21 protein-coding genes are annotated in these 20,046 nt (G+C 59.3%); 15 read left to right on the top strand and 6 right to left on the bottom strand.

The features are described from left to right. The first annotated feature begins 67 nt into the window (after positions 1 to 67). A complete protein-coding gene (locus tag KVG88_RS03535) occupies positions 68 to 286 on the top strand; it encodes a DUF2970 domain-containing protein (protein ID WP_150700627.1) in 219 nt (72 codons plus the stop codon). Positions 287 to 291: 5 nt separating this feature from the next. Here the strand turns inward: KVG88_RS03535 and KVG88_RS03540 are convergent, their stop codons facing one another. Further along, complete coding sequence (locus tag KVG88_RS03540) at positions 292 to 1,377, bottom strand: ABC transporter substrate-binding protein (RefSeq protein WP_150700628.1); 1,086 nt, start codon at positions 1,375 to 1,377, stop codon at positions 292 to 294. A gap of 522 nt (positions 1,378 to 1,899) precedes the next feature. Between KVG88_RS03540 and KVG88_RS03545 the strand changes: the two genes are divergently transcribed. Together KVG88_RS03545 and KVG88_RS03550 are read left to right on the top strand one after the other, a co-directional pair. Then, complete coding sequence (locus KVG88_RS03545) at positions 1,900 to 3,558, top strand: nitrite/sulfite reductase (RefSeq protein ID WP_150700629.1); 1,659 nt, start codon at positions 1,900 to 1,902, stop codon at positions 3,556 to 3,558. Further along, positions 3,542 to 4,036, top strand: a complete 495-nt coding sequence (locus tag KVG88_RS03550; RefSeq protein WP_150700630.1) for a DUF934 domain-containing protein — start codon at positions 3,542 to 3,544, stop codon at positions 4,034 to 4,036. The genes KVG88_RS03545 and KVG88_RS03550 overlap by 17 nt, the downstream gene beginning before the upstream one ends. Before the next feature lie 71 nt (positions 4,037 to 4,107). Here the strand turns inward: KVG88_RS03550 and sohB are convergent, their stop codons facing one another. Beyond that, on the bottom strand, positions 4,108 to 5,130 hold the full coding sequence (sohB, locus tag KVG88_RS03555; RefSeq protein ID WP_150700631.1) for a protease SohB: 1,023 nt from the start codon (positions 5,128 to 5,130) through the stop codon (positions 4,108 to 4,110). Positions 5,131 to 5,331: 201 nt separating this feature from the next. Here sohB and KVG88_RS03560 point away from each other — a divergent pair, with 201 nt between their 5' ends. From KVG88_RS03560 to KVG88_RS03580, 5 genes are all read left to right on the top strand, one after another. Next, entirely contained in the window at positions 5,332 to 6,042 is a 711-nt protein-coding gene (locus tag KVG88_RS03560) for a histidine phosphatase family protein (protein WP_217870346.1), read from the top strand. 77 nt (positions 6,043 to 6,119) lie between these two features. Then, positions 6,120 to 6,434, top strand: coding sequence for an SCP2 sterol-binding domain-containing protein (locus KVG88_RS03565; RefSeq protein WP_019409572.1), 315 nt, complete (start codon positions 6,120 to 6,122; stop codon positions 6,432 to 6,434). A 252-nt stretch (positions 6,435 to 6,686) separates the two neighbouring features. Continuing rightward, positions 6,687 to 7,550 (top strand): LysR family transcriptional regulator, encoded by an 864-nt coding sequence (locus KVG88_RS03570; RefSeq protein ID WP_150700633.1) that lies wholly within the window; start codon positions 6,687 to 6,689, stop codon positions 7,548 to 7,550. A gap of 106 nt (positions 7,551 to 7,656) precedes the next feature. Then, positions 7,657 to 8,802, top strand: coding sequence for a sterol desaturase/SRPBCC family protein (locus KVG88_RS03575; protein WP_217870347.1), 1,146 nt, complete (start codon positions 7,657 to 7,659; stop codon positions 8,800 to 8,802). Then, entirely contained in the window at positions 8,799 to 9,887 is a 1,089-nt protein-coding gene (locus tag KVG88_RS03580; RefSeq protein ID WP_217870348.1) for an SMP-30/gluconolactonase/LRE family protein, read from the top strand. Before KVG88_RS03575 ends, KVG88_RS03580 begins: the two co-directional genes overlap by 4 nt. Positions 9,888 to 10,008: 121 nt before the next feature. On the opposite strand, the gene KVG88_RS03585 is transcribed toward KVG88_RS03580, so the two are convergent. Further along, entirely contained in the window at positions 10,009 to 10,170 is a 162-nt protein-coding gene (locus KVG88_RS03585; RefSeq protein ID WP_217870349.1) for a hypothetical protein, read from the bottom strand. 111 nt (positions 10,171 to 10,281) lie between these two features. Beyond that, entirely contained in the window at positions 10,282 to 10,515 is a 234-nt protein-coding gene (locus KVG88_RS03590) for a DUF465 domain-containing protein (RefSeq protein WP_150700636.1), read from the bottom strand. Between the two features lie 208 nt (positions 10,516 to 10,723). On the opposite strand from KVG88_RS03590, the gene KVG88_RS03595 reads away from it, so the two are divergent. Continuing rightward, complete coding sequence (locus tag KVG88_RS03595; protein ID WP_217870350.1) at positions 10,724 to 11,248, top strand: DUF4142 domain-containing protein; 525 nt, start codon at positions 10,724 to 10,726, stop codon at positions 11,246 to 11,248. Between the two features lie 57 nt (positions 11,249 to 11,305). Here KVG88_RS03595 and KVG88_RS03600 read toward each other — a convergent pair whose 3' ends face one another. Continuing rightward, entirely contained in the window at positions 11,306 to 11,530 is a 225-nt protein-coding gene (locus KVG88_RS03600) for a hypothetical protein (protein ID WP_224792316.1), read from the bottom strand. Positions 11,531 to 11,838: 308 nt separating this feature from the next. Here KVG88_RS03600 and KVG88_RS03605 point away from each other — a divergent pair, with 308 nt between their 5' ends. Genes KVG88_RS03605 through KVG88_RS03630 form a run of 6 tightly spaced genes read left to right on the top strand, consistent with a single transcriptional unit; the run spans position 11,839 to position 17,266 of the window. Next, positions 11,839 to 12,690, top strand: a complete 852-nt coding sequence (locus KVG88_RS03605) for an STAS domain-containing protein (protein ID WP_217870351.1) — start codon at positions 11,839 to 11,841, stop codon at positions 12,688 to 12,690. A gap of 4 nt (positions 12,691 to 12,694) precedes the next feature. Next, a complete protein-coding gene (locus KVG88_RS03610; protein ID WP_217870352.1) occupies positions 12,695 to 13,057 on the top strand; it encodes an STAS domain-containing protein in 363 nt (120 codons plus the stop codon). Next, positions 13,054 to 13,458: an anti-sigma regulatory factor gene (locus KVG88_RS03615; protein ID WP_150700640.1), complete on the top strand. Its 405-nt coding sequence runs from the start codon at positions 13,054 to 13,056 to the stop codon at positions 13,456 to 13,458. Before KVG88_RS03610 ends, KVG88_RS03615 begins: the two co-directional genes overlap by 4 nt. Continuing rightward, positions 13,449 to 14,465, top strand: a complete 1,017-nt coding sequence (locus tag KVG88_RS03620; protein WP_225933842.1) for an ATP-binding protein — start codon at positions 13,449 to 13,451, stop codon at positions 14,463 to 14,465. Before KVG88_RS03615 ends, KVG88_RS03620 begins: the two co-directional genes overlap by 10 nt. Next, entirely contained in the window at positions 14,458 to 15,333 is an 876-nt protein-coding gene (locus tag KVG88_RS03625; RefSeq protein ID WP_150700641.1) for a sensor histidine kinase, read from the top strand. Before KVG88_RS03620 ends, KVG88_RS03625 begins: the two co-directional genes overlap by 8 nt. After that, complete coding sequence (locus tag KVG88_RS03630; RefSeq protein ID WP_217870353.1) at positions 15,323 to 17,266, top strand: PAS domain-containing hybrid sensor histidine kinase/response regulator; 1,944 nt, start codon at positions 15,323 to 15,325, stop codon at positions 17,264 to 17,266. Before KVG88_RS03625 ends, KVG88_RS03630 begins: the two co-directional genes overlap by 11 nt. A gap of 90 nt (positions 17,267 to 17,356) precedes the next feature. Here the strand turns inward: KVG88_RS03630 and KVG88_RS03635 are convergent, their stop codons facing one another. Further along, positions 17,357 to 19,975 carry an excinuclease ABC subunit UvrA gene (locus KVG88_RS03635; protein WP_217870354.1) on the bottom strand — a complete coding sequence of 873 codons (2,619 nt, stop codon included), beginning with the start codon at positions 19,973 to 19,975 and terminating at the stop codon, positions 17,357 to 17,359. Positions 19,976 to 20,046 lie beyond the last annotated feature (71 nt).

The raw sequence follows: 20,046 nt of genomic DNA on the forward strand, positions 1-20,046 counted from the left end.
CCGGGAGCCCGCCCATGGGCCGCCGGATTGTCTATGCTCTGAGGACCTACTGACAGGCGAGGGATTTATGGACGATCCAGTCGACAACAAGCCGCCGACGTTTTGGCAGATGCTGCACAGCGTCATGGCGGCGGCATTCGGGGTGCAGAGCGGCAAGAACCGCGCGCGGGATTTCACCCACGGCAAACCCAGTCACTTTGTGATCCTGGGGATTTTGTTCACCTCGGTGTTTGCCCTGACGCTGTTTGGCATCGTCAAGTTGGTGCTGCTGCTGGCAGGCATCTGAAGCGATCAGTGCATCAGGGTTTGCAGGTTGAACGGATAACGGTAGGACGTTGGCCGCCCTTTGGCCGAGAGCTTGTGGAAATCCACCCCGAAATCCTGCGCGGCGCCCATCGCCAGCAGGCGCTTGGCCTGTGCCCGGTTAATCAGCTGCAACAGCGGAATCTGTCGATCCCGACCACCGTACTGGCTGATGTCGACCCCTTCGTCATAATCATGCAACTCGACCAAGGCCCAGCCACCCAGGCTGAAATGCCCGCCCAGCAACACGCTCAAGCGGTTGTCGAGCAACGCTTGCAGCGCCGCCGTTGAATTGTTGATGGCGCCGAACAGCGCGTCCTTGCCGGGTACGCCGCCTGATTCGACATAAGCCCGCATCACGCCAAACGCCATTTCGTCGTTGGCCGCCCACACCAGTGAAGTTTGCGGGTAACGCCTGAACAACAACTTGGCCTGCTCGTAAGCGCGCTGATCTGTCCAGCCGCCGTAGACCAATTGCCGCAAACGCACTTCCGGGTGTTCCGCCAACGCCCGACGCATGCCCTTTTCCCGCAACTGCGCGGACGGCGTGACTTTCAAACCGGAAAACGCCAGCAGGTCGATCATCTGGCCCGGGGCCACGGGGCGATGCAGGCGGATCAGTTCCTTGAGCATCAGGTAGCCACCCTCCTCATCGTTGGGCACCAGGCTGCCGATCCAGTCGGGATACTTGTCCGGTCGGGCACCCAACAGCTTTGCCTGATCCACCGTCAGCCCATTGTTGACCAAAAACAGCTTCACTCCGCTGCCTTGCGCCAGACGCAGCACTTCGGGGGCGACGGATTGCTCGTTGACGAATACCAGATAGTCGGGACGATTGGGTCCGCGAAGGGCTTCGCGCGCCTGTTTGATGATGTTTTCAGGCACCCGGTCGGCGTACTGAATGCGCAAGTCCATACCCAGGTCCCTGGCCGCGGCCTGCATGAATTGCGAGTAGCTGACCCAAAAAGCTTCCTTCGGGGTTCCTGGGTTCAGGAACAGTACCGACGCCGCTTGAGCGCAAGGTCCCACGACCATGCACAGCGCCAGTAACATGCCACTTAGAAACTTCAACATTTGTCGTCCGAGCCCCCGGAAATTCGCTGCGCATTATAGCCAGCGAACGCCCGCAAAACGGCGTTTATTCCGGTTTTTGTCCGACAATCGTCGGAACGAGGCCCGGTCGGGTCGTTTACTGGTGACTCACCCAAAATATAGCGGTGCCGACGACCAGGATGATCAGGAACAGAATCGCCCAGGCATCGACAGTGCTATCGCTTTTCCTTGCTTTGGTTGGGTTGCTCATTGCATCGCCTCTTGTCGGTTTTATCGGTGATTGCATAAGGTCTCGACCACAGTTAAGACGATGATTGTCCGCACGACAAATGTGGGATAGTTAACAACCATTCTCGTTAGGCGATTTGGTTCTTTACATATACTCAAACATCACTTTTGCGCATAACTGCAAACTGGTATCTTGCCCCGGCTCCATTAGGAGTGCGCGGCCGTGCGCGCAGAATTGCAGAGGCTCTTTCGGACTCCAGCAAGCACAAAAACGCAGCTGTATCCGAGCGACCCAAGCCTGAGAACAGGACTTATATGTACGTATACGACGAATACGATCAGCGGATCATCGAGGACCGCGTCAAGCAGTTCCGTGATCAGACCCGACGCTATCTGGCAGGCGAGCTGAGCGAAGAAGAATTCCGCCCCCTGCGCCTGCAAAATGGCCTCTACATCCAGCGTTTCGCACCGATGTTGCGAGTGGCGGTGCCTTACGGCCAACTGACTTCGCGGCAAATGCGAATGATGGCCAAGATTGCCCGTGACTACGACAAGGGCTACGCCCACATCAGTACCCGGCAGAACGTGCAGTTCAACTGGCCGGCCGTGGAAGACATCCCGGACATCCTCGCTGAACTGGCCACCGTGCAGATGCACGCGATCCAGACCAGCGGCAACTGCCTGCGCAACGTCACCACCGACCAGTTCGCCGGTGTTGCCGCCGACGAACTGATCGATCCGCGCCCATGGTGCGAGATCGTTCGCCAGTGGACCACGTTCCACCCGGAATTCGCCTACCTGCCGCGCAAGTTCAAGATTGCGGTCAACGGTTCGACGTCCGACCGTGCCGCCATCGAAGTCCACGACATCGGCCTTGAACCGGTGTACAACGCCGCCGGCGAACTGGGCTTCCGTGTACTGGTTGGTGGTGGTCTGGGCCGTACCCCGGTGGTTGGCGCATTCATCAACGAATTCCTGCCGTGGAAAGACCTGTTGAGCTACCTCGACGCCATCCTGCGTGTTTACAACCGCTATGGCCGTCGTGACAACAAGTACAAGGCGCGGATCAAGATTCTGGTGAAAGCGTTGACCCCTGAAGTCTTCGCCCAGAAAGTCGATGCGGAAATGGAACACCTGCGCGGTGGCCAGACCACATTGACCGAAGCCGAAGTGCATCGTGTTGCCAAGCATTTCGTCGACCCGGACTACAAGGCCCTGGAAAACCAGGACGCCGCACTGGCCGAACTCGACCAGCAAAACCCGGGCTTCGCCCGTTGGCGTGTGCGCAATACCCTGGCCCACAAAAAGCCGGGTTATGTTGCCGTGACCCTGTCCCTGAAGCCGACCGGTGTCGCACCGGGCGACATCACCGACAAGCAGCTCGACGCCGTGGCCGACCTGGCCGACCGCTACAGCTATGGTCAGCTACGGACCTCCCACGAGCAGAACATCATCCTGGCCGACGTCGAGCAGGACAAACTGTTCACCCTGTGGGGCGAGCTGCGCGAGCAAGGTTTCGCTACGCCGAACATCGGCCTGCTGACCGACATCATCTGCTGCCCTGGCGGTGATTTCTGCTCCCTGGCCAACGCCAAGTCGATCCCGATTGCCGAATCGATCCAGCGCCGTTTCGACGACCTGGACTACCTGTTCGACATCGGCGAACTGGACCTGAACATTTCCGGTTGCATGAACGCTTGTGGTCACCACCACGTCGGCCACATCGGCATTCTCGGGGTGGACAAGAAAGGTGAAGAGTTCTACCAGGTGTCCCTCGGCGGCAGCGCAAGCCGTGACGCGAGCCTGGGCAAGATCCTCGGCCCGTCCTTTGCCCAGGAAGCCATGCCTGATGTGATCGAGAAGCTGATCGACGTGTACATCGAACAACGTACCGAAGACGAGCGTTTCATCGACACCTACCAGCGTATTGGCATCGACCTCTTCAAGGAACGCGTCTATGCAGCGAATCATTAAGAACAACGAAGTCGTCGACGAAACCTGGCACCTGCTGCCGAAGGATTTCAGCATCGACGAGATCACCAATTGCGACGATTACATCGTACCGTTGCAACTGTGGCGCGAACACAGCCGTATGCTTCTGGCCCGCGACGGCGGCCTGGGCATCTGGCTGGATGCCGATGAAGAAGCCGAAGAAATCGGTGAGGATGTCGCGAGCTTCCAGGTCATTGCCTTGAACTTCCCGGCGTTCACCGATGGCCGCAACTACTCCAACGCCCGTCTGCTGCGTGACCGTTACGGTTTCAAAGGCGAACTGCGGGCGATTGGCGATGTACTGCGCGACCAGCTGTTCTATATGCATCGCTGCGGTTTCGATGCGTTCGCTGTGCGCCCCGATAAAGATCCGTATGAAGCACTTGAAGGTCTCAAGGACTTCTCGGTGACTTATCAGGCCGCCACCGACGAACCGCTGCCGCTGTTCCGTCGCCGCTGATCAGCGAATCGCCATAAAAAAACCGGGGAATCATCCCCGGTTTTTTTATGCCTGCAATTGAGCGTCAAACATTACCAGAAGCGTTGCTGGGTCAAGCGACTCCACCAGCTCAGCAGTACGCGGTCGATCGAACCGCTGGCCGCCATACCAATACGTTCCTGCAAGCTTTTGCGTTCGGCATAGTGCAGGTGATACAGCTCGGACTGTTTGGCGCGCTCTGCCAGGTATTCATCGCTGGTCTTGAGCTCGTCCACCAGTTGCTTGTCCAGCGCCGCGACACCCAGCCAGATTTCGCCGGTCGCCACTTCGTCGATGGCCAATTGCGGGCGGTAGCGCGCCACGAAGTTCTTGAACAATTGATGGGTGATGTCCAGGTCTTCCTGGAACTTCTCCCGGCCCTTCTCGGTGTTTTCGCCAAACACGGTCAGGGTGCGCTTGTACTCACCGGCGGTCAGCACTTCGAAGTCGATGTCGTGTTTTTTCAGCAGGCGGTTGACGTTGGGCAGCTGCGCCACCACGCCGATGGAGCCCAGAATCGCAAACGGTGCGCTGATGATCTTCTCGCCGATGCACGCCATCATGTACCCGCCGCTGGCCGCCACCTTGTCGATGCACACGGTCAGCGGCACACCGGCCTCACGGATACGCGCCAGTTGCGAAGACGCCAGACCGTAGCTGTGAACCATGCCGCCGCCGCTTTCCAGGCGCAGTACCACTTCGTCTTTCGGCGTAGCGAGTGTCAGCAGTGCAGTGATCTCATGACGCAGGCTTTCAGTGGCTGACGCCTTGATGTCACCGTCGAAATCCAGCACGAACACCCGGGGTTTGGCTTCGGGTTTTTTCTTCTGTTTTTTCTCGGTCTTGACCTGCGATTTGCGTAAAGCCTTGAGCTGATCCTTGTCGAGCAAGGTTTGCTCCAGGCGTTCGCGCAGCCCTTTGTAGAAATCATTGAGCTTGCTGACCTGCAACTGGCCGGCCGATTTACGTCGACCTTTACTGCGCAAAGCCGCAAAACTGGCCAGGACCACCAGAATGGCGATCACCAGGGTCACAGTCTTGGCCAGAAAAACGGCGTACTCCGAAAAAAACTCCACAGGGACTCCTCAAACGATGCGCGGCATCTATGCGCGCGGGATGCCTCCAGCATACCCATGCGCCGGCCTTGCGACCAGTCGTGAAACCTCTGGCAACAGGCCTGTAACGAGCAATTCAAACAAGCGTATGTTTTTTCATTGACAGCTCACCGTCATCCTCATAACCTCGCCAAACCTTCAACGTACCGGGATGACGCGGACGTGGGCAGTATCTACTTGATTCGACATGGCCAGGCCTCCTTTGGTGCAGACGACTATGACGTCCTGTCGCCGACCGGTGTTCGCCAGGCGGAAATCCTCGGCCAGCACCTGGCCGAACTCGGTATCAGCTTCGATCGCTGCCTTGCGGGCGACCTGCGTCGCCAGCAGCACACGGCCACCAGCGCACTGGAACAATTTGCCGCCGTAGGGTTGCCAGTTCCCATCCTTGAAACCGATTCCGCGTTCAATGAGTTCGATGCCGACGCGGTGATTCGCGCACTATTGCCGGCCCTGCTGCCGGAAGAACCCGAAGCCCTGAATATCCTGCGTAACGCTGCGCAAAATCGTGGTGAATTCCAGCGTATTTTTGCCTTGATCATCGAGCGCTGGCTGGCGGGTACCTACGACACACCGGGCCTGGAAAGCTGGCTGGGGTTTGTCGAGCGTGTGCAGGCAGGCCTGCACCGCATCCTCGAACAGGCCGACAACACGCAAAAAATTGCTGTGTTTACTTCAGGCGGCACCATCACTGCCCTGCTCCACCTGATTACACAAATGCCTGCCAGACAGGCCTTTGAATTGAACTGGCAAATCGTCAACACCTCGCTCAACCAGCTGAAGTTTCGCGGTCGCGAGGTAGCCCTGGCTTCCTTCAACAGTCATGCGCACCTGCAACTGCTGAAGGCCCCGGACCTCATTACGTTTCGCTGAGTCCGGACTATTGTGACCCTGGCTGTAATCACCCTGCTCTTATTACCCTGCTTTAATACCAGAAAAAGGATCAAACCATGACCTCCGTAGCAGATGCAGTACAAGCAATGAAAGCCAAGTTCAACCCAGCCGCTGCTGCCGGTCTGGACCTGGTCTTCGGTTTCCGCATCGACGACACCAAAAACTTCTCTCTGGTTGTCAAAGACAGCACTTGCGAGCTGCTGGAAGGCGAAAACCCGGACGCCCAGGTGACTCTGGTGATGGACGGCGAAACCCTGGAAGGTATCGTCAGCGGCGAAACCGACGGCATGCAAGCGTTCATGGGCGGCAAACTGCGCGCTGAAGGCGACATGATGCTGGCGATGAAACTGTCCGAGCTGTTCCCGTCGTAAGACGAGAGCTTCACGCTCGCCGGTAGCCTTTGAGGCTGCAAACGAATCCCGCCGTTATGGCGGGATTCGTCGTTTTGCTTGCCTGAAAATGAAAAGCCCAGTGTGTCGGATAAATCCGGGGCGGCGAATTTGCGTCTGCTTCGCAGCCGAATGCAGCCTGCGGCAGCTGCTACAGGATAGATCCCATGGCCGTGGTATCCGAAGACCACGCGTACTCTTACAATGCCACCACCTTCCCCCACCGGCCGACCCATGGACATCGATCTCGCCCGCACCTTTCTGGAAATCGTTCGCCACGGCAGCCTTGCTGCCGCCGCCGAGAAACTTCACGTTACCCAGACCGCAATCACCGCACGGGTGCAGAAGCTTGAAAGCCAGTTGGGCAGTACCCTGTTCGTTCGCAATCGGGCCGGCGCCCGGCTGACACCCAACGGCGAGGCTTTCGTGGTGTATGCCAACCAACTGGTGGAAACCTGGGAAGCTGCGCGCCGGGACTTGCCGTTGCCCGAGGGTTATCACGATGTGTTGCACATCGGCGGCGAGGTCAGCCTGTGTAACCCGCTGATGCTCAGTTGGGCCGCTGAGCTGCGGGAAAAAATCCCCAGCCATGCCTTGCGCATGGAGATCCGCGACGGCGAAAACCTGCTGCGCCAACTGGAACTCGGGGTGCTGGACGCGGCGCTGGTCTATCAGCCCGAATATTGGCCACGCCTGCAAGTGGAGCAGATTCTCGAAGAGAAACTGATCCTCGTGCGTCATCCCGCGCGCCCCGCCCCTTACGTGTATATCGACTGGGGGCCGGACTTCCGCCGCCAGCACGATGCGGCGCTTCCGGAAAAAGCCAAGGCAGCCCTGAGTTTCAACCTCGGTCCGCTGGCCTTGCAATACATTCTGGAAAACGGCGGCAGCGGCTATTTCCGCACCCGCGTCGTCCAGAGTTATCTGGAAAGCGGTGTACTGGAACCCGTGCCCAAAGCCCCGGAATTCAGTTACCCGACCTATCTGGTCTACTCCCGCGACCGCGACTCGGAAACCCTGCAACAGGCCTTCGATCTACTGCGCGAAGTGATCAAGACCGATGATGATTGGTCGCAACGCTGGAACCCGCTGACCTGAGTTCGGTTTGCACCGGATCATGGCGGTTGTGTCCTCAACGTTCGGCCAGCCAAAACAGGGAAATCGTCTAATCTGCTGGAGATAACAAAAACGACAGGTGATTGCAGTGAGGCAGACCACCGAAGCATTCCGCAGCCGCTACCGCGCCAACATCCATCCGCTTTATAACCCGTGGCTGCACGGCGCTTTTGTGCTGTTGTTCGGCCTGCTGGCCATCGCCGCATTCTGGAGCACCGTGCAGCAAGTACAGCCGCTGGAGTGGCTGGCCGTGCCGCTGACCTTGTTGTTATTCAACCTCGGCGTGTATGGCGTGCATCGGCACTTGGGCCATCACAAAAGGGCCTTCGCACGGATGTTCTATGCCCGACATGCCGGCGACCACCACAGCTTCTTCGCCCCCGGCTACATGACTTACGACAGCGCCCGCGACTGGCGGGTGATCCTGTTTCCCGCGTGGCTGATCGTGCTTCACACCCTGGTGATTACCCTGCCCCTCTGGTGGCTGCTCAAGCAGTTTGACGCCAATGTCGCCGGGCTGGTCGCAGGCTGCCTGGTGCTCGGTTACCTGGCTTATGAGGTATTTCACGCCTGTGAGCATCTACCGCCGCACAACCGGCTGACGCGCCTGCCGTGGATCCGCCAGATGCGTCGCCTGCATGAACTGCATCATCGTCGCGAGATGATGCAAGAGCGCAATTTCAACATCGTTTTTCCGTTGATGGACTACCTGTTCGGCACCCTCTACTGGGAACCGGAGCAGGCCACCCCGTACCTGACGAGAACGCCCATGACCCGCATGCAGCATGAGATCGAAATTGCCGGCAACCCCATCGAGGTGCTTGCCTACGCCAGCACCGTCAGCCGCTGGCCCGAGTGGCATCCATCGTCCCTGAAGATCAATGGCCAGAAAGGCTCGTTGCATGCCGGCTCCAGGTTCGAAGAGGACATTCGTGCCGGTGGCCGCGACGGGCACCTAAGCTGGCTGGTCGACGAATACCTGCCGGGGCGGCGCTGGAGTGCCCGCGCTGATGGCGATCACGGGCTGTCGTTGGTGGTGACTTACGAATGCGAGGCTGAAGGCAGCAGCACGCGGTTTGTTCGCACGCTGGAGTATCAATTCAGTGGGCTGGCGATGCGCATTGCCAACCGGTTGCTGCTCAAGCGCCGAATCGAGCGCGAGTCGGCAGCCTCAATGTTGGCCTTGCGCGAAATGGCACAAAAGCACCTGGCACAATCGGGGGTCGGCGCGTGAGTCGATCCGTGCGGTTCCACCATGGGCTGTTGCTGCTGATCATTGCCATCGGCGGGTTCCTGCTGCTAATGCCGACCAAGGTGCAACCAGTGGCCTGGACCCCGTCACCCGCGCCGTCCCTCACCGAGGGCCTCTACGCCGACAATCAGCGCCTCAAAGGCATGGAGCGTGTGGGGGCAGCTGACATCGACGGTCCGGAAGCATTGCTGCTGGAAAACGATGCGCTGATCACCGGTTTGCATGACGGGCGCGTCATTCGCACCAGCCTGGATGGCAAAGTCACCAAAAAGCTGACGGATACCGGCGGCCGGCCGTTGGGGTTGGCCCGTCATCCGAACGGCTTGCTGGTCATTGCCGACGCGGTTAAAGGTTTGCTGTCGCTGGACGCTCAGGGCCGCTTGGTGGCGATGAGCACGGAAGCCAACGGTGTGCCCTTTGGTTTCACTGACGATGTGGTTATCGATAAACCCGGGCACTTCGCTTATTTCAGTGATGCTTCCAGCCGTTTCGGTTATGGACGGGACGGCGAGGCCATCATCGAACACGGTGGCGATGGTCGCTTGCTGCGTTATGACTTCCAGACTGGCAAGACCTCGCTCTTGCTGGACAAACTGGAGTTCGCCAACGGCGTGGCACTCGGGCCGGACGATGCGTTCGTTCTGGTCAATGAAACCGGCGCCTATCGCATCACTCGCTATTGGTTGACCGGGCCGAAAGCCGGCACCCACGACGTGTTTATCGACAATCTGCCGGGTTTGCCGGACAACCTCTCGTTCAATGGCCATGACCGTTTCTGGGTGGCTTTGTATGCCCCGCGCAACGCCCTGCTCGACGCCACCGCGCCGCATCCCTTCATTCGCAAAATGATCGTGCGAGCCATGACCGTATTGCCCAAGCCGGTGGAGAAACGTGGTTTTGCACTGGGTCTGGATCTGCAAGGTAAAGTCATCGCCAATCTGCAGGATGGCAGCGACGACAACTATTCACCGATCACTACCGTGCGTGAATATGGCGACTGGTTGTATTTCGGATCGCTGAAGGCGCAAAACATGGCGCGATTGCCACTGGCCAACGCATTGCCATAAACACCACAAAACCCTGCAGGAGCTAGCCTGCTAGCGATAGCGGAGCATAAGGCACCTGTTGATCAACTGACAGACCACTATCGCTAGCAGGCTAGCTCCCACAGGGTACAGCGCACAGTGTTCAATTCAGATCGGAGTCGATGCCTTCGTCTTCCGGCACGTCGTCAATGCCCGGTTCTTCTTCGGGATGCTCAGTGGTTTTAGCCGGGCTCAAGGGTTGCGGATGGGTCGGCATCGGGTCGTAGCCACCCTGTTCTTCGGACGGGAATTTTGGGTCTGTCATGGAGGCACCTCGACTGTCGCCCGTGTTGTCAGGTTCTGAACATTCGAGGTGCCGTTGCTGATCGCCGTTCCAATTTTTCGGTCACCGGTCGTCGGTGACGCAGGGCCTGTATCAGGACGGCGATTGAAGTTGTTTGACGATCTTGTCCTTGACCTCCAGGCGCTTGGCCTTGAGCTTTGTCACCGCATCATCGCTGGATTTGGCCTGCTCTGCCTTCACCACCTCGGCATCTGCCAGGGAGTATTTGTTGATCAGCGAATCCAATAACGGATCCTTGGTGCGTTTCTGCTGGATTTCTTCCTTTGTGCAACTCAGATCCTGATAAAGGTCGTGGGACACCGGCATGGAACACCTCCGTTTGTTAATCGGTAGCAAACGCGACTGATTGCGTTCGCCAACTATCAGAATGGCCTTGGTTGACGGGTTCTGTCGACCACCTGTCAGACCAGCGGTGTCCGTTCGTCGTCCTGTCGCAAATGCGATAAAACCTTTACCCCAGCCCCAGCCTCCACAGGTTAACGATCACCCTGATCATCTGCGTGGAGAAACACCAATGGACGGATTTAACCTGCGCCACCTCGCTTTGGCCGTTGCCCTGAGCACTGGCATGATAGGGACGGCTTTTGCCGCCACTTCCAATGATTTTGTCGACAAGGCCGCTGCCGGTGGCATCGCCGAAATCGAGGCCAGTCGACTGGCGCTCGAAAAAAGCCAATCGGCGGACATCAAGGCGTTCGCCAACATGATGATCACCGACCATGGCAAGGCGAATGACGAACTGGCGACCATCGCCAAGAAAAACGACATCGAAGTGCCGGACGATACAACGCTGGTCAAGCAAGCCAAGGAAAAAATCCTCGACATGCGCGACGAGTCCTTCGATGCGGCCTACGCCAACAACCAGGTCAAGGCCCACGAAGAAGCCATTGAGCTATTCAAGAAAGAAGCCAACACCGTGACGGATGACAAGACCAAAGGCGCCACCGAGCTCAAAGGCTTCGCGCAGAAAATGCTGCCGGGCTTGGAGAAGCACCTGGACATGGCGAAGAAACTTCAGGCCGCCCATCCCAGCAAATAAACCTGTTTGAAAACGCAAAAGCCGCATCCAGGATGCGGCTTTCGTATTTGTTGCCCTCTAGCCGCCATCGGTATCGATATCGGCATCGGTGTCATCACTGGGCTTGGGTCGGTCTGGATTGGGTTTGAAGCCCGGGCTGAATTCATTGTCGTTATCGGTATGGCGGTTTTTCTGGTCAACCGCTTCATCCCCGCTTTGCGGCTGCGGGGTGCTTTCCACCGGTTCGCCGAGGTTATCGGACTGCGGTCGTTCCTTTTGTGGTGCCATCGATTGGTCTTTCATCGCTACCTCCCTCGTCACTGTATCTGCGGCCGTCAGAAATCAGGCGAGCCTTGAGGTTTCGAAGTCGAAACGCAGGCAACGTTCCATTAAATGGCTCCGTTCCTGTAGGAGCTGCCGCAGGCTGCGATCCTCTGTGTTCCTTGATAACCGCAAAAAAAAAGATCACAGCCTTCGCCAGCTCCTACAGTTCAGGTGCTACGGATGAAAAATGTTCGCGAACGCGAACAACTATTCCATCCGGCAAATGTCATTCAATTGCGCCGGTCATTTTTGGGGAGTCGGCGCCTACATTCAAGGAGTCAAGTCTCATGGCGGCACTGCAATCCACCACGCTCGATGCAATGCAAAAAAACCAGGCGCAATTGCTTGGAGAATGGAAAAACGGCCTTGAATCCAGCGGTGCCACACGCAATCTCAAAGATCAGGACCTGCAGCAGCAGACTTCGCAATTTCTGGAGCTGATCATCTCGGGCCTCAAGAGCGGCAACGGCCAGAACATCTCAGCCCCTGGCTGGGACGACATTCGCCTGTTTCTTGAAAAACTCTCCAATAGCCGTGCCTTGCTGGGTCACGACTCACATCAGACCGCCAGTTTTATTTTCGCTTTGAAAGGCCCGTTGTTTGCGCTGCTGCAAAACCACTATCAGGACAGTCCGGCGCTGTTGGCCGAACAGCTTTGGGAAGTCTCTGAACTGCTCGACGCGCTGGGCCTGCACACCATTCGCACCTACCAGAAATCCCGCGAAGCAGTGATCAAGCGACAGCAGGAAGAGCTGCTGGAACTGTCGACGCCGGTGGTCAAACTCTGGGACGGTGTATTGGCGCTGCCGATGATCGGCACCCTGGACTCGCAACGTACCCAGGTAGTGATGGAATCGCTGTTGCAGCGGATCGTCGACACCGGTTCGGAAATCGCCATTATCGACATTACTGGCGTGCCCACCGTCGATACGCTGGTGGCGCAACATTTGCTCAAAACCGTAACGGCGATTCGCCTGATGGGAGCCGACTGCATCATCAGCGGTGTGCGCCCGCAAATTGCGCAGACTATCGTGCACCTGGGGCTGGACCTGCAAGGCGTGGTGACCAAGGCCAATCTGGCCGATGCCCTCAAACTGGCCCTGACTCGGTTGGGATTGACCATCAGCAAGGCGGTATGAGCCCATGGAGCGCATTCCGATTTTGCAAATGGGTGACTTCCTGCTGGTGACCATTCAGGTCGACATGCACGACCAGTTGGCACTGACCCTTCAGGACGACTTGTCGGAGCGCATCAGCCGCACTTCCGCCCGCGGCGTGTTGATCGACATCTCCGCCCTGGACATGGTCGACTCGTTCATTGGCCGAATGATCGGAACCATTTCCGGTCTTTCAAAAATCATGGATGCCCAGACGGTGCTGGTCGGCATGCAACCCGCGGTGGCCATCACCCTGGTTGAGCTCGGCCTGACACTGCCCGGGGTCAGTACCGCGCTGAATGTCGAACGCGGGATGAAACTGCTTCAGGATCGAGTACGTGAACAATGATCGTACGCAGCAGCGGCACTCATCCGATTCATATCGAGCAGGACGTGGTCCTGGCTCGACAACTCACGCGTAAGCTGGCCCAGGAGTGCGGCATGCGCCTGATCGACCTGACTAAATTGGTGACTGCCGTCAGCGAGCTCGCCCGAAACACCATGGTATACGGTGGGGGTGGCGACATGGACTGGGAGATCCTCGACGACCACGCCCGCTGCGGCCTGCGTCTGTTGTTTCGCGACGAAGGCCCCGGCATTCCCGACATCAAACTGGCGATGACCGATGGCTGGACCTCCGGCAGCGGTCTCGGACTGGGCCTGACCGGCGCCAAGCGGCTGGTGGACGAGTTCGAACTCGACACCGCACCGGGCAAGGGCACTCGCATAACGATCACCCGATGGACGTGAACTTTGGCAGTTCGCTGACGCAAGTGCTGATGATCGAGGACAGCAGTCAGATCGGTCACGCACGGCGTACAGCACAGAATCTAGCGCAGGAACACGGCTTCGACAGTACCGATGCCGGGCGTGTCGCACTGGTCGCCACCGAGCTGGCCAGCAATATTCTCAAACACGCCGGCCGTGGCGAGATGCATTTGCGTTCGTTGCCTCGCGCCAGCGGCGCCGGCATCGAAATGCTTGCGGTCGACCGCGCCCAGGGCTTTGACGTACAGGCGTGCCTGACCGATGGCTTCTCCACCGGCGGCACCCAGGGCATCGGGCTGGGTGCCGTTTCGCGGCAGACCGAGGTGTTCGACGTTTACGCCGATTCAAGGGGTTCCGTGCTGCTGACACGTCTGTATCCGCGACAGGACAAGGCTCCAGATCGACGCGTCGGCATTAGCCAGCACTCGTTGCGCAACGATCCGGCGTGCGGTGATGTGTGGCATCTGGCATTCGATGGGCCACGCATCAGCGCGTTGGTGATCGATGGCCTGGGCCATGGCGAAGAAGCCGAACGAGCGGCCCGCGCCGGCGAAAAGTCTTTCGCGCGGTCGCCATTCGCCTCGCCGGTACTGGCATTGGAAGAGATACATCTGGCCATGATGGGTACACGCGGCGGTGCGCTGGCCATCGCGCAGTTCGATGCCAGCCGCGACGCGCTGAAGTTCGTCGGCATCGGCAATATCGGCGCCTGCCTGATTGCGCCTGACAAGTCTCGCGGCCTGGCCTCCCACCCCGGCATCGTCGGCGGCCAGTATCGTAAGGCTCAAGCCTTTGACTATGCTCAGGTGAACGGACAGCTGTTGATCATGTACAGCGACGGCCTGCAGTCGCGCTGGAACCTGCAGGATTATCCCGGCCTGGTGCATCGCCATCCCGCGGTAATTGCCGCTATTTTGCACCGGGATTTCTGTCGTGGACGGGACGACGTCACGGTGGTGGTCATTGCTCTGGAGGCCGTTCATGCCTGAAGCACCTGCGACTCAGATCGACCAACAAGCGGCTCTGATCGCCCAGTTGCAAGGGGAAGCCGAAGCCCTGCGCGCCGAACTCGATGAAACCAACCAGGGGGTGTTGGCGCTGTACGCGGAACTCGACACCCAAGCCGAACAATTGCGTCAGGCCTCGGACCTGAAAAGTCGCTTTCTGTCGTACATGAGCCATGAGTTTCGTACCCCATTGGGCTCGATCCTGAGCATCGCCAGCCTGTTGACCGACGAGCTCGACGGCCCCTTGAGCCCCGAGCAACACAAACAAGTGGCCTTCGTCAGCAACTCTGCGCGCGAGCTGAGCGATATGGTCGACGACCTGCTGGATCTGGCGAAGATCGAAGCCGGGCGCATTACCATTTCGCCGGCCTGGTTTGACATGTTCGATCTGTTCGCGGCCCTGCGCGGCATGTTTCGGCCGATTGTCGATGCCACCGCCGTGGACCTGATATTTGAAGAACCGGTAGGTCTGCCGCGTTTGTACACCGACGACAAGAAACTTGCGCAGATCCTGCGCAACTTCATTTCCAATTCGCTGAAATTCACCATGCACGGAGAAGTCCGGGTCTCGGCAAGCCTTGAAAACAGCTCACACGTGCGGTTTGCCGTCAGCGATACCGGAATAGGTATCGCTCCAGAGCTACATGGCGCATTGTTCGAAGACTTTTCCCAGGTTGATTCCCCATTGCAAAAGCGCCTGCGCGGAACCGGGCTCGGACTGTCGCTGTGCAAACGCTTCGCAGGTTTGCTGGGTGGCGAAGTCGGGGTTCAGAGTACGCCGGGCTCGGGATCGACCTTTTACGTGATCATCCCGCTGGCCATCGCCACGGAGTCTGCCGATGAAACGTGATCTGCGCCTGTTGGTCGTCGATGACAATATCGCCACGCGCTATGCCCTGCGCCGGCGGCTGGAGCGTCATGGCTATGAAGTACTCGAAGCCGGCACTGGCGGCGAGGGGCTGGAGTTGATCGATAGCGTCAACTTCGATGCACTGATCCTCGACGTCAACCTGCCCGACATGAGCGGCTTCGACATCGTGCGTAAACTGCGCTCCGACCCCGCGACCGCCCTGCTGCCGGTGATTCACGTGTCGGCCGCGTCGATCCAGACGGGTGACATCATCACCGGTCTGGATGCGGGCGCCGACGCTTACCTGATTCACCCGGTGGACCCGGATGTGCTACTGGCGACGCTGCGCACCTTGCTGCGAGTACGCGAAACCGAGAATGCCCTGCGCGAAAGCGAGGCGCGGTTTCGCGAAATCTTTGTCAATGTGTCGGCACCTATCGCGGTACTGGACGCCGACCTGAAAATCCACGAATGCAACCATGCCTTCGCTCAACTGATACAGGACAATCTCGCCCCCGATACGCTCGCGGAGTGCTTCGCCGACAACCAGCTCGCCGTCATCAACGAACTGCGCCTGCGTCTGGCCTACGGCGAACGCTGGAAAGGCACGCTGAACATGCGCGTCAACGGCCAATTGCGCGAAACCGAGTGGCAGATCTCGCCCTATCGCACCCCGCAATTGAGCCTGGTTTTTGTTGAGGATGTCACCGAACATCGCCACCGCGAGCGCTCGCACCTGGCGCAACTGGACGACGCCACGACTCAGCTGGCCAAGGAAGTGGCCGAACGCGCACGCACCGAGGCCCAGCTGTTGCAAGTGCAGAAAATGGACGCTCTGGGCAAATTGACCGGCGGCATTGCCCACGACTTCAACAACCTGCTCACCGGGATCATCACCAGCCTGGAACTGATCCAGAAGCGAGTCGCCGATTCGCGCACCGACAAGGTCCAGTTCTATACCGAAGCGGCGTTGAATTCGGCGATGAGTGCGGCGGCCCTGACCCATCGCCTGCTGGCATTCGCCCGGCAACAGCCGCTCGATACGCGACCAGTGGACATCAACGAAAACATCCGCTCCCTTGAAGAACTGCTGGTGCGGACCATCGGTGAACGCATTGCCCTGAAGCTTGAACTGACGAGCAAAGCCGCGATTGCCCTGGTCGACCCGATCCAGTTGGAAAGCGCCGTGCTCAATCTGGTGATCAACGCGCGCGACGCCCTGCCCCAAGGCGGAAATATCTGGGTCAACACCTACGCCGCCTATTCCCATGGTGATCCCAATCTGGCCGATGGCGCGTATGTCGCCTTGTCGGTGCGCGATGACGGCACCGGGATTGAGCACAGCGTGATCGACAAGGTGTTCGATCCGTTCTTCACCACCAAACCACTGGGCCAGGGCACCGGCCTCGGATTGTCGACTATCTACGGTTTCGCCCGACAATCCGGTGGCGATGCGCACATCCGCAGCGTGGCACGACGCGGCACCGAAGTGACCATCATGCTGCCCGCCAGCTCCGACCCCACCGCCAGCGAAACCCTGCCCACCACCGTCGACCCTCAAGGGGCCGGCGAACACATATTGATCGTCGAGGACACGCCGTCGGTGCGCATGTTCGTTGCCGAAGTGTTGGTGGATGCCGGTTACCGCTGTACGCAAGTGGCTGACATCGAGGGGGCTCTGGAACGCCTGCAGAATGATCAATCCATTGATCTGCTGCTGACCGACGTCGGCCTGCCGCGCATGAGCGGCCGGGAGCTGGCCGATGTTGCCCGTGGGTGGCGCAACAAACTGCCGATCCTGTTCATGACCGGTTACGCCGAAACCGCAATCAACCGCCAGGTGTTTCTGGGTGACGGTATGGAAATGTTGATCAAGCCATTCCAGATCAAGGAACTGCTGGACAAGGTGCGGCGTACGATCGACGGCACCTAGAAGATCAAATGATCGCAGCCTTCGGCAGCGCCTACAGGTGCACGCAGCCCCGTGTAGGCGCTGCCGCAGACTGCGATCTTTTGTTTCAGCTCACAACAAAGCCCTGGCCAAAAACGGCGCTGTCCGGCTCTTTTTACTCTTGGCCACTTTCTGCGGCGTCCCCGCCACGACAATCCTGCCGCCCTGATCCCCGGCCCCAGGGCCAATGTCGATCACCCAGTCGCACTGCGCCACCACACGCATCTCGTGCTCGACAACGATCACGGTGTGTCCGGCCGTGACCAGATTGTTCAGCTGTTCCAGCAAGCGATCGACGTCTCGCGGGTGCAGGCCCGTGGTCGGTTCATCGAGCACGTATAAGGTCGCCCCGCGTTGATTGCGTTGCAGCTCGGTGGCCAGTTTGATGCGCTGGGCTTCGCCGCCTGACAACTCGGTGGCCGGTTGACCCAGGCGCAGGTAACCGAGGCCGATGTCGCGCAGTACCTCCAGCGAGCGCCGAATAGCCGCTTGTTCGACGAACACCTCCACGGCTTGGTCCACGGTCAGCTGCAGCACCTGCGCAATACTGCGGCCCTGCCAGGTGATCGCCAGCGTGTCGGGGTTGTAGCGGGCACCGTGGCAAGTCGGGCATGGCGCGTAGACGCTGGGCATGAACAGCAATTCAACGCTGACAAAACCTTCGCCCTCGCAGGTCGGGCAACGGCCCTTGGCGACGTTGAAAGAAAACTGCCCGGCGTCGTACCCCGCCGCTTGGGCCTCGGGTGTGGCGGCGTAGAGCTTGCGCACGTTGTCGAACAGCCCGGTATAAGTCGCAAGATTTGAGCGCGGCGTGCGGCCAATGGGTTTCTGATCGACTTGCACCAGCCGTTTGATCGACGCCAGCCCTGCCGTGACCTGACCGCCGCTGGTTTGCGGCGCATCGTCTTCCAGACTCAATTCTTGCGGCTCGTTCTCGACGGCCGGACGCCCCAGATGTGCGCCGACCAACTCCAGCAACGCCTGGCTGACGAGGCTGGATTTGCCCGAACCCGAAACACCGGTCACCGCGGTGAAACAACCCAAGGGAAACTCGACACTGAGGTTGTTCAGGTTATTGCGAGTGATGCCTTCCAGCCGCAACCAGTCGCTGGCCTTGCGGCTGACCCGCGACTGGCTGACGCTCTCGGCAAACAGATAGGCGCGGGTTTGCGAGTCGGCCACATCAGCCAACCCGGCCGGCGTGCCGCTGTACAGCACCCGCCCGCCGTGCTCGCCCGCTGCCGGGCCGACATCGATCAACCAGTCAGCGCGGCGCATGGTCTCCAGATCGTGTTCGACCACAAACAAGGTATTGCCCGCCGCCTTCAAACGTTGCAAGGCTTCGAACAACGCTTCGCCATCGGCGGGGTGCAAACCGGCAGAAGGTTCGTCCAGCACGTAGATCACACCAAACAGCTGCGAACCCAGTTGCGTCGCCAGGCGCAAACGCTGCAACTCACCCGACGACAGCGTCGGCGTGCTGCGCTCCAGCGCCAGGTAACCCAGACCCAGGTCGGTCAGGGTGCTGACCCGCTCCAGCAAATCCTGGGCGATCCGTTGTGCGGCCAGACGCTTCTCCACCGACAGGTTCGGCGTGTGGCGTACATCCGGAGCATTGGCGTGGCCGCTGGCGCCGTGGGCCACGCGCTGTTCACGGGCCTCGCGGGTCTGGTCGTGGGTCAGCACTTCGCCCGCTTCATCACCTTCTTCAAGGTAATGCCGGGCTGCTACGGGTTTGAGCACTTCGGCCACTTGCAGCAACGGCATCTGCGACAGTTCGCCGATGTCGTAACCGGCGAACGTCACCGACAACGCCTCGCGCTTAAGCCGTTTGCCGTCGCACAAAGGGCAAGGGCTGCCGAGCATGAATTGCGAAACACGCTTCTTCATCAACGCACTTTGCGAGTGAGTGAAGGTGTGCAGGATGTAGCGCCGCGCGCCAGTGAAGGTGCCCTGATAACTTGGCTCCATTTTGCGCTTGAGAGCGACCCGGGTTTCTTCCGGCGTAAGCCCGGCATACACCGGCACGGTCGGGGTTTCTTCGGTGAAGAGAATCCAGTCGCGCTGCTTTTTGGGTAGCTTGCGCCACGGAATATCAACGTCGTAGCCCATGGTCACCAGGATGTCCCGCAGGTTCTGGCCCTGCCACGCCAAGGGCCAGGAAGCTACGGCACGCTGGCGGATGGTCAGGCTCGGGTCCGGGACCATCAGCGCTTCGGTGACTTCATACACCCGCCCCAAGCCGTGACATTCAGGACAAGCACCTTGCGGGGTATTGGGTGAAAAGTCTTCGGCATACAGCATCGGTTGCCCCGGCGGGTAACTGCCGGCACGCGAATACAGCATGCGGATCAGGCTCGACAGGGTCGTGACGCTGCCCACCGAAGAGCGCGTGCTCGGCGTGCCCCGTTGTTGTTGCAAGGCGACGGCGGGCGGCAGGCCTTCGATGGAATCCACGTCCGGCACGCCCACCTGATCGATGAGCCGCCGCGCGTAAGGCGCCACCGACTCGAAATAGCGGCGTTGCGCTTCGGCGTACAGCGTCGAAAACGCCAGTGACGATTTGCCCGAACCGGACACCCCGGTGAACACCACCAGGGCGTCGCGGGGAATATCGACGTCGACATTCTTGAGGTTGTGTTCCCGGGCGCCACGCACCCTGACCATGTCGGAGGGAGGGTTGGAGGTCATCATGCAGCCTTGTTCAAAAGGTGATGGATAGACGTGACTGTAGGAGCTGCCGCAGGCTGCGATCTTTTGGC

Source organism: Pseudomonas azerbaijanoccidentalis (assembly GCF_019145495.1).
GTDB classification, from domain to species: domain Bacteria; phylum Pseudomonadota; class Gammaproteobacteria; order Pseudomonadales; family Pseudomonadaceae; genus Aquipseudomonas; species Aquipseudomonas azerbaijanoccidentalis.

Coding starts and splice junctions, on each gene's coding strand:
- KVG88_RS03620 (WP_225933842.1), top strand. CDS start 13,449: ATGGACGTGAACTTTGGCAGTTCGCTGACGCAAGTGCTGATGATCGAG.
- KVG88_RS03595 (WP_217870350.1), top strand. CDS start 10,724: ATGGACGGATTTAACCTGCGCCACCTCGCTTTGGCCGTTGCCCTGAGC.
- KVG88_RS03630 (WP_217870353.1), top strand. CDS start 15,323: ATGAAACGTGATCTGCGCCTGTTGGTCGTCGATGACAATATCGCCACG.
- KVG88_RS03590 (WP_150700636.1), bottom strand. CDS start 10,515: ATGCCGGTGTCCCACGACCTTTATCAGGATCTGAGTTGCACAAAGGAA.
- KVG88_RS03540 (WP_150700628.1), bottom strand. CDS start 1,377: ATGTTGAAGTTTCTAAGTGGCATGTTACTGGCGCTGTGCATGGTCGTG.
- KVG88_RS03625 (WP_150700641.1), top strand. CDS start 14,458: ATGCCTGAAGCACCTGCGACTCAGATCGACCAACAAGCGGCTCTGATC.
- KVG88_RS03545 (WP_150700629.1), top strand. CDS start 1,900: ATGTACGTATACGACGAATACGATCAGCGGATCATCGAGGACCGCGTC.
- KVG88_RS03570 (WP_150700633.1), top strand. CDS start 6,687: ATGGACATCGATCTCGCCCGCACCTTTCTGGAAATCGTTCGCCACGGC.
- KVG88_RS03610 (WP_217870352.1), top strand. CDS start 12,695: ATGGAGCGCATTCCGATTTTGCAAATGGGTGACTTCCTGCTGGTGACC.
- KVG88_RS03600 (WP_224792316.1), bottom strand. CDS start 11,530: ATGAAAGACCAATCGATGGCACCACAAAAGGAACGACCGCAGTCCGAT.
- KVG88_RS03585 (WP_217870349.1), bottom strand. CDS start 10,170: ATGACAGACCCAAAATTCCCGTCCGAAGAACAGGGTGGCTACGACCCG.
- KVG88_RS03635 (WP_217870354.1), bottom strand. CDS start 19,975: ATGACCTCCAACCCTCCCTCCGACATGGTCAGGGTGCGTGGCGCCCGG.
- KVG88_RS03565 (WP_019409572.1), top strand. CDS start 6,120: ATGACCTCCGTAGCAGATGCAGTACAAGCAATGAAAGCCAAGTTCAAC.
- KVG88_RS03550 (WP_150700630.1), top strand. CDS start 3,542: ATGCAGCGAATCATTAAGAACAACGAAGTCGTCGACGAAACCTGGCAC.
- KVG88_RS03615 (WP_150700640.1), top strand. CDS start 13,054: ATGATCGTACGCAGCAGCGGCACTCATCCGATTCATATCGAGCAGGAC.
- KVG88_RS03535 (WP_150700627.1), top strand. CDS start 68: ATGGACGATCCAGTCGACAACAAGCCGCCGACGTTTTGGCAGATGCTG.
- KVG88_RS03605 (WP_217870351.1), top strand. CDS start 11,839: ATGGCGGCACTGCAATCCACCACGCTCGATGCAATGCAAAAAAACCAG.